The following is a 9,429-nucleotide window of genomic DNA, read 5'->3' on the forward strand; positions in this document are numbered from 1 at the left end:
CCCGGGACCTGTGGGGACCGGGCCCTCGCCATGCCCGGCGGCGGCCCTGCGGGACGCCTCCGGGCATGGCCTGCGAAATACTGAGGAGCTGCGCCGACGGCGGCGACGGCGGACGATGGGCAGAGGTGCTGACGTGCACGAGGACACGAACGGCGACGGACGCGGGGACGCGCCCGGCGCGCCGTCGCGCGCGGTGGAGCGGGACGACCGGGAGTTCCTGTCCCTGGAGCGGGAGCTGACGGTGCTGTTCCGCCGAGCCCGCGCCAACCAGGGGGAGATGGCCCGCGAGGTCCATCCGGACCTGGAGTCCGCCGCCTACGGGCTCCTCGTCCGGCTGGAGGAGTGCGGCCGCCAGCGCGCCACCGAGCTCGCCGCCTACATCGGCGTCGGCAAGGCCACCATGTCGCGCCAGCTGCGCGCCCTGGAACAGCTCGGCCTGGTCGCCCGCGCACCGGACCCGGCGGACGGCCGGGCCTGGCTGGTCGACCTCACCGAGGAGGGCCGCACCCGGGTGGGCCGGGTCCGCGACGCCCGCCGGGAGCGGTACGTCAGCCACTTCTCCCACTGGGACCGCGCCGAGGTCGAGGAGCTGGCAAGGCTGCTGCACCAGCTGAACCGCGGCATGGAGAAGTAACCCCGCCGAGCCAGCCGGATCCACGGGCCTCGGGACCTGCGTCCTGTGGACGTGGGCATGCTCGTGGGCGCGGGCGCGGGCGCGGGCGCGGATGCGGCGCGGGTCCGACTCCGGGGCCGGGTCCGGTCATGGCTCCACGTGGACCACCGTCGCGTCGTCGTGGGTCTTCGCCCGGCCGAGCAGGGGCCGTCCGGTCGCCTCGTCCGCCCGCTCCAGCTCCCGCACCCGCTCCACCAGCGTCCGCGCCCCCTGCCGGTCGACGAGGGCGAACAGATCCCCCCAGTCGCCCTGGCGGAACAGCTCCGCCCAGCGCCCGGCCCCGTCCGACAGGGCCGCCAGCGAACGGACCTCCCCGCGCGGCACGGACCCCGTCACCGCGCGGGCCGCCACCGACGGATCGGCCGCCGCGGTGAAGAAGCCGCCCTCCCGGTTGCGCAGCGTGCCGTCGACGACGTCGGCGCTGCGCAGCAGGGTGCGCGGCAGCCGGGCCAGCCGGTCGTCCTGGACGGCGGTCACCGCGCCGTCGGGCGAGGCGAGCAGCAGCGTCGCGTCGCACAGGACCAGGTACTCCACGGTCCGCGGAGACCAGCGCGCCAGGACCGCCGTCGCCTGAGGAGTGCGCGGGTGAGAAAGGTCACAGGTTTCCGCATGGGCCTCGGCGGTACGCGCGATGGCGAGGGAGAGCGCCCCGGCCAGCGGAACATCCGTGAGTGAAACGGTCAGTTCGGTCAGGGCGCCGCCCAACCGTGCCGTGAACCAGGGGACCGAATGAAGACAGCCCCCGCCGCCCTGCGGCGGAGTCACCCCGTCGAGGAGGACGAGCGAACCTCCCTGCCCGGAGGCGGCGAGCCCGACGCTCGCGAAGTCCTCGTTGGGGCGGGCCCGGTCACCGGCCTCCGACACAAGTTCCGTACGCATCCGGCCAGTCTGCACGAGCCCTTCACGGCCTTCGCGAAAGGCTGGCAACACACGCCGAACGGGTGCGCCGCCGCAGGTCAGACGCCTGTTTTGGGCGGGAATGAAGCACTCCGGGAACGCGTGTCGGCGAATCCTGTCAAAGCCCGCCGCCCACGTCCAACCGGCCGACCGGACAGGGCTGCCGCACGCGCCAGAGGAACTTGCCCGCCAACTCCCCTCCGATGTTCACTCCTTCGGGTGGCGGGGCAAGCGATGCGCGGCCCCTGTCCACCGGCACTGGGAGGGTCGGGAACCGTACCGGACGTGGACGTCAGTTGACTGAGCGTCACATCCGGCCCCTGGAACACGAGTCAGGAATGCGAGCACCGGTGCAGAAGACGCGGCCTCGGCGTACAGGCAGGCAGACGGCCTCCGAGGGGGGCGCCGCGGAGGGCGCCCCCGTCGGCAAGGGCCGTCCGACCCATGTGCGCAACCGGCTGATCGTCGCGGTGGCCGTGGTGGCCGCCGCCATCGCCGGCGCCGGCGCCCCCTCGATCCTGGCCGCCTCCGGCCAGCTGAAGGACTCCCAGGACCTGGTCACCCTGGCCGAGCAGACCCAGGACGCCCTCGCACTCGCCCAGTCCCTCGCCGACGAGCGCGACGAGGTCACCGTCTATGTGGCGGCCGGCCGTGCGAAGTCCCGGGCGCCCTCCGCGCAGAGCAGCGCCAGGGTGGACCTCCAGGTGCGCGAGCTGACCGCCGGGACCGACGTCTCCGCGGCGCTGCGCGCCGCCCTCGCCGCCGTCCCCTCGGCGCGGCAGTCGGCCCTCACCGGCAAGAGCACGGCGCTGCAGGCGCACCAGGACTACTCCAAGGCGATCGCCGCACTCCATGCGCTCGTCGACCGGCTGGCGGAGGACATGCCGCCCCGTGCGGGCGCCGGCGCGTACGCCCTCGCCGAGCTCGACACCGGCGTCCAGCAGGCCTCCGCGACCCGCGGACTGCTGCTGGCGGCGCTCAGCGTGCCGACCACCACGGAGACGGACTACGACCCCGTCACCGGCCGGACGACCACCGAGAAGGTCGCGAGCGATTCCGACGCCGAACAGCGCGACGCCCTCACCGCCGCCGCGCAGCAGGCGCGGCTGCGCTCCGACGCGGCCCTCGCCGACTTCCGCGAGGGCGCGCCCGAGGAGACGCTGGCCTCCTACGACTCCACCGTGACCGGCGGCGACGTCGACACCGCCGAGGCCTATCTCGCGTCCCTCACCGACGAGCCCGAACTGAGCGAGCGCGAACTCGGCACCAGCGTCAGGAAACTCGACGCCGCGCTCTCCGCCCGCGTCGACCTGATGCGCGGAGCCGAGGCCTCACTGTACGGCCATCGCGCCGAGGACCTCGCCGGGCTGCGCGACGACGACGTCACCGGCCTGGAGATCCGCGTCGCCGTCCTCGGCGCGCTGATGCTGCTGGCCGTCGCCGTCGCCACAGGCATGGCCCGCAGCCTCACCCGCCCGCTGTCCGTGCTGCGCCGCGGATCCGCCAGGCTCGCCGGGGCGGAGAACCCCGCCGCGGAGGAACCGGTCGCGTTCACCGGCCGCAACGACGAGTTCGCCCAGGTCGTGCGCTCCGTCAACGCCCTCCACGCGCACGCCGCGACCCTCCACGAGCGGGTCGCCACGCTGGAGTCCGACCGCAAGCACCTCGTCGGGCAGCGCCGGCAGATGGCCGACGCACGGGAAGAGCTGCGCGCCGAACTCGGCGACGCGGCAGCCCAGTTGGACGGCCTGCGGGACAGCATCAGCGGCACCTTCGTCAATCTCGCGCTGCGCACCCTGGGTCTGGTGGAGCGTCAGCTCGCCGTCATCGAGAGCCTGGAGGAGCGCGAGCAGGACCCGGACCGGCTGGCCACCCTCTTCAAACTCGACCACTTCGCCACGGTCATGCGCCGCCACAGCGAGAACCTGCTGGTGCTGGCCGGCGCCGAGCACGTCCAGCAGCACGCGGGCCCGATCCCGCTGGTGGACGTGGTCCGCGCCGCGGTCAGCGAGATCGAGCGCTACGAGCGCGTGCGGATCTCCGCGCTCCCGCCGCACGCACACGTGGCGGGCTTCGCCGCGGACGACCTCTCGCACCTGCTGGCCGAGCTGATGGAGAACGCCACCTCGTTCTCCCCGCCGGACCTGCCGGTCGAGGTCTCCGGCTGGCTCCTGGAGAACGGCGAGGTGATGCTCTCCGTCCAGGACGAGGGCATCGGGATCACGGAGGACCGGCTGAGCCGCCTCAACGCACGCCTCACCGAGTTCGACCCGGAGACGCCGTACGACCAGGAGGGCGAGGGCGGTCTCGGCCTCGGTCTGTACGTGGTCGCCCGGCTCGCCCACCGGCACGGGGTGCGGGTGCGGCTGCGCGAACAGAAGCAGGGCGGCGTGGCGGCGGTCGTCGTCCTGCCGGCTCCGCTGCTGGCCGCGGCCCCGGCCGCCGCGATCCCGGCTACCTCCCCGGCTTCGGCCGCCGCCCAGAGCTTCACCCTCCCCGGTGCGGACGCGGAGGCCAACTCCAACGTCCTGCCCAGCCGTTCGCCGTCCGCGGACCCGCTGGTCGCCCTGGCGGAGCGGGCGGTCCGCGAGGCCCGGCCCCCGGCGGAGCAGACGCCCGAGCCCGCGACCGCCTCCCCGGCGGCGCCCGAGCCCGCGACCGCCTCCCCGGCGGCGCCCGAGCCCGCGCCGACGCCCGACGCGACGCCGGACGCCGTGCAGGCGTCCGCATCCGCATCGACGCCGACCGCGGAGCCGGTGACCGAGCCGCCCGCGGAGCGGCCGGCCGAGACGACCATGGAACTCCTGCTGCCGAGCCCGCCGGACTCGCCGGACACGGAGCAGGAGGGCGCCCGGTGGCGGGACGACGACCCCGCACCCGCCGGGGAGGCGCCCGCAGGACCGACCGCGTGGCCGGCCCAGGCCGCGCCGACGGTGCCCGGGGCCCGACCGGCGCCCCGTACCGTCCCCGACCCCGCCACCGTCCCCGACACCGCCCCCGGCGGCGCCGCCCCCGACACCGAAGCCGAGCACGCCCGCACCCCCGACGCCCCGGAAGAGCTCGTCACCGACAAGGGCCTCCCGAAGCGCACGCCCAGGATCACCGCACCCGCACAGGCCCCGCGCCGGCGGACCGCCACCGTCGACGCGGACGCCCTCCGCCGCCGTCTGGGCGGCTTCCGCCGGGGAGCGGAGGCCGGTTACCGCGACGTCGAAGCGGAGATCGCCGAACGAACGGGCCAGAACCGGGTCCCGTCACCTTCCGCGGAGCCGGACGCACCGCGCCGAGCAGCTCAAGAAGCACACGCACACGCCGAAGAAGACACGGGGGGCACAGTCGAGGAGGCAAGCAGTTGACCGCGCCCAGTACCTTCGGACTGAGCAGTGAAGCCCGTAACCTGCACTGGCTGTTGAGCAACCTCGTGGAGGAGGTCCCCGGCATTCAGTCCGTCGCGGTCGTCTCCTCGGACGGCCTGCTGCTGCTCTCCTCGGACCCCGGCCGCAACGCCGCGGCCCGGCAGTCCAGGGAGACCCGGCCCAGCGGACCCCGCGGGTCCTCGGCGGACCTCGCCACCATCGTCTCCGGCATCGGCAGCCTCACCGTCGGGGCCGCCAAGCTCATGGAGTTCGGCGGGGTGAAGCACACCATGGTGGCCATGGAGGAGGGCAGCCTCTTCGTCATGTCGATCAGCGACGGCTCGCTCCTCGGCGTGCACGGCTCCGCCGACTGCGACATGAGCGTGGTGTCGTACCACATGGCTCTCTTCGTGGGCCGCGCCGGACATGTGCTCACCCCGGAACTCCGCAGCGAACTGCGAAAATCCCTGGAGTCCGAGACGACCGGGAGTCTGCGATGAGCACGGGCCCGAAGAACGTCCGACAGCAGCTCCCCGTCCGCGGCGGCGACCGCAAGCCGGCCCGGGTGCGCCCCTATTCGCTCACCGGCGGCCGCACCCGCTTCGGCCACGTCCTCCTCGTCGAGACGTTCGTGGCGGCACTCGAGGCCCCCGAGGAACGGCGGGAGCTGACGGGCGGCTCGCTCAAGTCCACCGTGATGCCCGAGCTGCGGGCCATCGTCGAACTGTGCCGCCGGATGCGCACGGTGGCCGAGATCGCCGCGCTGCTGAGGATGCCGCTCGGCGTGGTCCGGGTGCTGCTCAGCGACCTCGCGGACCAGGGAAAGATCCGTGTGTACGGCACCGGTACCGCTCACGGTACGGGCCGTCCCGACCGCGCTCTGCTGGAAAGGGTGCTGAGTGGACTCCGTCGTCTCTGACGCCGCCTCCTCCCCCGGCGTCACCCCCGTCGTCGAACCCGACGAGCCTCTGCAGCCCTGGCAGACGGACCGCACCCGGGCCCCCGTCGCCACGAAGATCGTGGTGGCGGGCGGCTTCGGAGCCGGCAAGACCACGCTGGTCGGCGCCGTCTCGGAGATCGAGCCCCTCCAGACGGAGGCGCTGATGACCCAGGCGAGCGAGGAGACCGACGATCTCACCGGCACGCCGGAGAAGGTCACCACCACGGTCGCCATGGACTACGGCCGACTCACCCTCGACGACGACCTGGTGCTCTACCTGTTCGGCACACCGGGGCAGCAGCGCTTCTGGTTCATGTGGGACGACCTGGTGCGCGGTGCGATCGGCGCGGTCGTGCTGGCAGACACCCGCCGACTGAAGGACTGCTTCCCCGCGCTGGACTACTTCGAGAGCTGCGGACTGCCGTACGTGGTCGCCGTCAACCACTTCGACGGCAGTGAGCTGTTCGAGCCCGAGGACGTGCGCGAGGCGCTGACGGTGCCCCCGCACATACCTGTCATGATCATGGATGCGCGACGCCGGATCTCGGTGATCGAGACCCTCCTGGCCCTGGTGGGCCACGCGCTCGACGAAACCCCCGAGTAATCCTCGTTTAGGAGCCATCCCCGCATGCGGAAGATACTCGTCGTCGGAGCCGGCCAGTCCGGACTCCAGCTCGCCCTCGGCCTCCAGTCGCACGGGTACGAGGTCACCCTGATGTCGAACCGGACGGCGGACGAGATCCGCTCCGGCCGCGTCATGTCGACGCAGTGCATGTTCCACACGGCCCTGCAGCACGAGCGCGACCTCCAGCTGAACTTCTGGGAGCAGCAGGCCCCGAAGATCCAGGGCCTCGGCGTCTCGGTCGCCGCCCCCGGCTCGCACGACCCCGGCCCCACCCAGCGCGCGATCGACTGGCTCGGCCGGCTCGACGGCTTCGCCCAGTCCGTCGACCAGCGCGTGAAGATGGCCGGCTGGATGGAGACGTTCGCCCAGCGCGGCGGCCAGCTCGTCGTCCACGGCGCGGCGGTCTCCGACCTCGACTACTTCTCCCGCGCCTACGACCTCGTCCTGGTCTCCGCGGGCAAGGGCGAACTCGTCCAGATGTTCGGCCGGGACGCCGGGCGCTCCCCCTACGCCGAGCCGCAGCGCGCCCTGGCCGTGTCCTACGTCCACGGCATGGACCCGCGCCCGGAGCACCCGGACACCGAGGCGGTCCGCTGCAACCTGGTCCCCGGCGTCGGCGAACTCTTCGTCATGCCGACGCTCACCACCTCCGGCCGCGCGGACATCCTGTTCTGGGAGGGCATACCCGGCGGCCCTCTGGACGTCTTCAACGGCGTCAAGGACCCGGCGGAACACCTCTCCCTGACGCTGGAGCTCATGGAGAGGTTCACGCCCTGGGAGTACGCGCGGGCCACCAGGGTGGAACTGACGGACGCGGGCGGCACGCTCGCCGGCCGCTACGCCCCCACGGTCCGCAACCCCGTCGGCCGTCTGCCCGGCGGCGGCCTGGTGCTGGGCGTCGCGGACGTCGTCGTCGCCAACGACCCGATCACCGGCCAGGGCTCCAACTCCGCCGCCAAGTGCGCGGCCGCCTACCTCGCGTCGATCCTCGAGCGCGGGGAGAAGGAGTTCGACGAGGAGTGGATGCGCGCCACGTTCGACCGGTACTGGGACACCGCGCAGCACGTCACCAAGTGGACCAACGCGATGCTGGCCCCGCCGCCGGAGCACATCGTCAACCTGCTGGGCGCGGCCGGGCAGCTGCCGCCGGTGGCCGATCGTTTCGCCAACGCCTTCAACGATCCGGCGGACTTCGAGGACTTCTTCTACGAGCCGGAGAAGACGGCCGCCTATCTGGCGGAGGTCTCCGGGGCCTGAGGAACCGGTCGGCGGGAATTCACGCAACGGCGGTGAGGGCGTCCGGTCACGGTGCCATACTCGCCCGATGCCGTTTCTTGAAGAGAAGTTTGCCGGCCTGCACCGTGTCGGAATACGTTCCTTCGGCGAGACCGAGCGCAACCTCGCCGGAGTGAACGGCCCGCACGTCCTGCCCCACAACGAGACCGGAGTGATCGGCTGGGGCACCTCGTGGCGCATGCAGGGGTATCTGCTGATGGCCCGGCGCACCGGCCGGCCCGACTACGCCGAGCGGCTCGCGGACCTCATCGACCAGGTCCTCCTGGCGCGCGACGACGTCCGGGGCGTGCACGACTTCCGCGGTCGCAGCCTGCCGGTGTGGAGCACCGCCCACAAGTTCACCGCGGCCTCCGTCGTCCTGAACGACACGGACGGCCGGCCCGCCCTCGAGGTCACGGTCTGTCCGTCGCACGCCAGAACCGCCAAGGTCGCCGTCCACCCGGACGGCGACCGGCACTTCCGGATATCCGTGACCGGCCCCCAGCGGGCGGACGTCGAGGTGGCGGGACTCAGCCTCGACCCGCTCGACGACCGCCGCGCGGACCGGGTCCTGTACGCCGCGTACGAGCAGCGCACCGCGGTCACCGCCCGGCTGCTGCCGTCCGACCGGCCGGCCCACGGCCCCCGAAGACCGCGCCCCGGCGCCTACGCCGTACGGCCCGCCATGGTCTCCCTCGCCGCCCAGACCGGCATGATCACCTACCCCATGGCCGGCCTCGCCCGGCTCGCCCGGGAACGCCCCGACGCCGTGCCCGCCTCCGTGCGCGCCCGCCTCGACGGCTACCTCGAGGCGGCGGACCGGGCGATGCGCGTCCACGACGAGCAGTGGGACGCCACGGACGACGGGCGCGGCTTCTACCGCTGGCTGCCCGACGAACCGGTCTCCTTCGCGGGCGCCGAGCTGCCCACCAACGAGTTCCTCGCGATGGGCCGCACCGCCGTCCAGCTCGCCGTGGTCACCGGCGAGGCCCGCTGGCGCGACCGCGCCGCCGCGATGGCCCGCGCCCTGCACGGGGACCTCGTCGTCTCCGACGGCGCGGCCGTCTGGCCGTACTGGCCCGGCTTCGGCCGTGTGCACCGGGGGTGGGAGGCCACCGGCTCGCCCCGGACCGACGGCTCCGGCGTCCGCCCCTCCTACCGCGCGGTCACCGTCCCCGAGGACGTCACGCACGCCCTGATCGACATCGACTTCCTCTGCCTCTACCGCGACGCCCCCGGCCTGCCCGAAGTCTTCACGCACGCAGACATGCGGGCCGTGGCGAACACCTTCACCCGCAACGTCGTCGAGCGCCGCGGCCGCGGCCGCGTCCCGAGGATGCGTCACGACGTCGGCGGTGCGGGCCGCCGCGGCACCGACCGCGAGCAGGCCCACGTCGCCGCCTGGCTCCCCCTGCGCCGCTGGTCGCGTGAGGTGCCCCGGCTCGTCCGCGCGATCCGGCCGGCCACGCCGCCGCTCCCGCTGATGGGCGTGGACGCCTACTGCGCGGCCCTCCTGACGTCCTGACCCGGCCCGGCGCCCGGCCCGGCCTGCGGACACCCCGCCGACGCGGCGGCCGCCCCCGGCCGGGCGGATCGGCGCGTGGCGATCGGAAGATGACACGTATGAACTACAGTCACGCAAAAACAAAAATCGGGTGGGGTC

The 9,429-nt window shown here is 73.4% G+C and carries 8 protein-coding genes; 7 read left to right on the forward strand and 1 reads right to left on the reverse strand.

All coding sequences use genetic code 11. The annotated features are described in order from the left end of the window. Positions 1–133: 133 nt before the first annotated feature. Positions 134–634, forward strand: a complete 501-nt coding sequence (locus ABT300_RS37995) for a MarR family winged helix-turn-helix transcriptional regulator (RefSeq protein ID WP_351685981.1) — start codon at positions 134–136, stop codon at positions 632–634. Between the two features lie 126 nt (positions 635–760). Here the strand turns inward: ABT300_RS37995 and ABT300_RS38000 are convergent, their stop codons facing one another. After that, complete coding sequence (locus tag ABT300_RS38000; protein ID WP_351685983.1) at positions 761–1,552, reverse strand: hypothetical protein; 792 nt, start codon at positions 1,550–1,552, stop codon at positions 761–763. Positions 1,553–1,920: 368 nt separating this feature from the next. Between ABT300_RS38000 and ABT300_RS38005 the strand changes: the two genes are divergently transcribed. The 6 genes from ABT300_RS38005 to ABT300_RS38030 all read left to right on the forward strand — a co-directional run bounded on the left by ABT300_RS38005 (position 1,921) and on the right by ABT300_RS38030 (position 9,291). Beyond that, positions 1,921–4,926, forward strand: coding sequence for a sensor histidine kinase (locus tag ABT300_RS38005; protein ID WP_351685985.1), 3,006 nt, complete (start codon positions 1,921–1,923; stop codon positions 4,924–4,926). Further along, positions 4,923–5,426: a roadblock/LC7 domain-containing protein gene (locus tag ABT300_RS38010; protein ID WP_351685987.1), complete on the forward strand. Its 504-nt coding sequence runs from the start codon at positions 4,923–4,925 to the stop codon at positions 5,424–5,426. Before ABT300_RS38005 ends, ABT300_RS38010 begins: the two co-directional genes overlap by 4 nt. Further along, positions 5,423–5,845: a DUF742 domain-containing protein gene (locus ABT300_RS38015; protein ID WP_351685989.1), complete on the forward strand. Its 423-nt coding sequence runs from the start codon at positions 5,423–5,425 to the stop codon at positions 5,843–5,845. The genes ABT300_RS38010 and ABT300_RS38015 overlap by 4 nt, the downstream gene beginning before the upstream one ends. Then, positions 5,826–6,470 (forward strand): GTP-binding protein, encoded by a 645-nt coding sequence (locus tag ABT300_RS38020; RefSeq protein ID WP_351685991.1) that lies wholly within the window; start codon positions 5,826–5,828, stop codon positions 6,468–6,470. The genes ABT300_RS38015 and ABT300_RS38020 overlap by 20 nt, the downstream gene beginning before the upstream one ends. A 24-nt stretch (positions 6,471–6,494) precedes the next feature. Further along, entirely contained in the window at positions 6,495–7,748 is a 1,254-nt protein-coding gene (locus ABT300_RS38025; RefSeq protein ID WP_351685993.1) for a styrene monooxygenase/indole monooxygenase family protein, read from the forward strand. Positions 7,749–7,815: 67 nt separating this feature from the next. Next, complete coding sequence (locus ABT300_RS38030) at positions 7,816–9,291, forward strand: hypothetical protein (RefSeq protein WP_351685995.1); 1,476 nt, start codon at positions 7,816–7,818, stop codon at positions 9,289–9,291. Positions 9,292–9,429 lie beyond the last annotated feature (138 nt).

This window comes from Streptomyces sp. NPDC001027, from assembly GCF_040299045.1.
Lineage (GTDB): Bacteria > Actinomycetota > Actinomycetes > Streptomycetales > Streptomycetaceae > Streptomyces.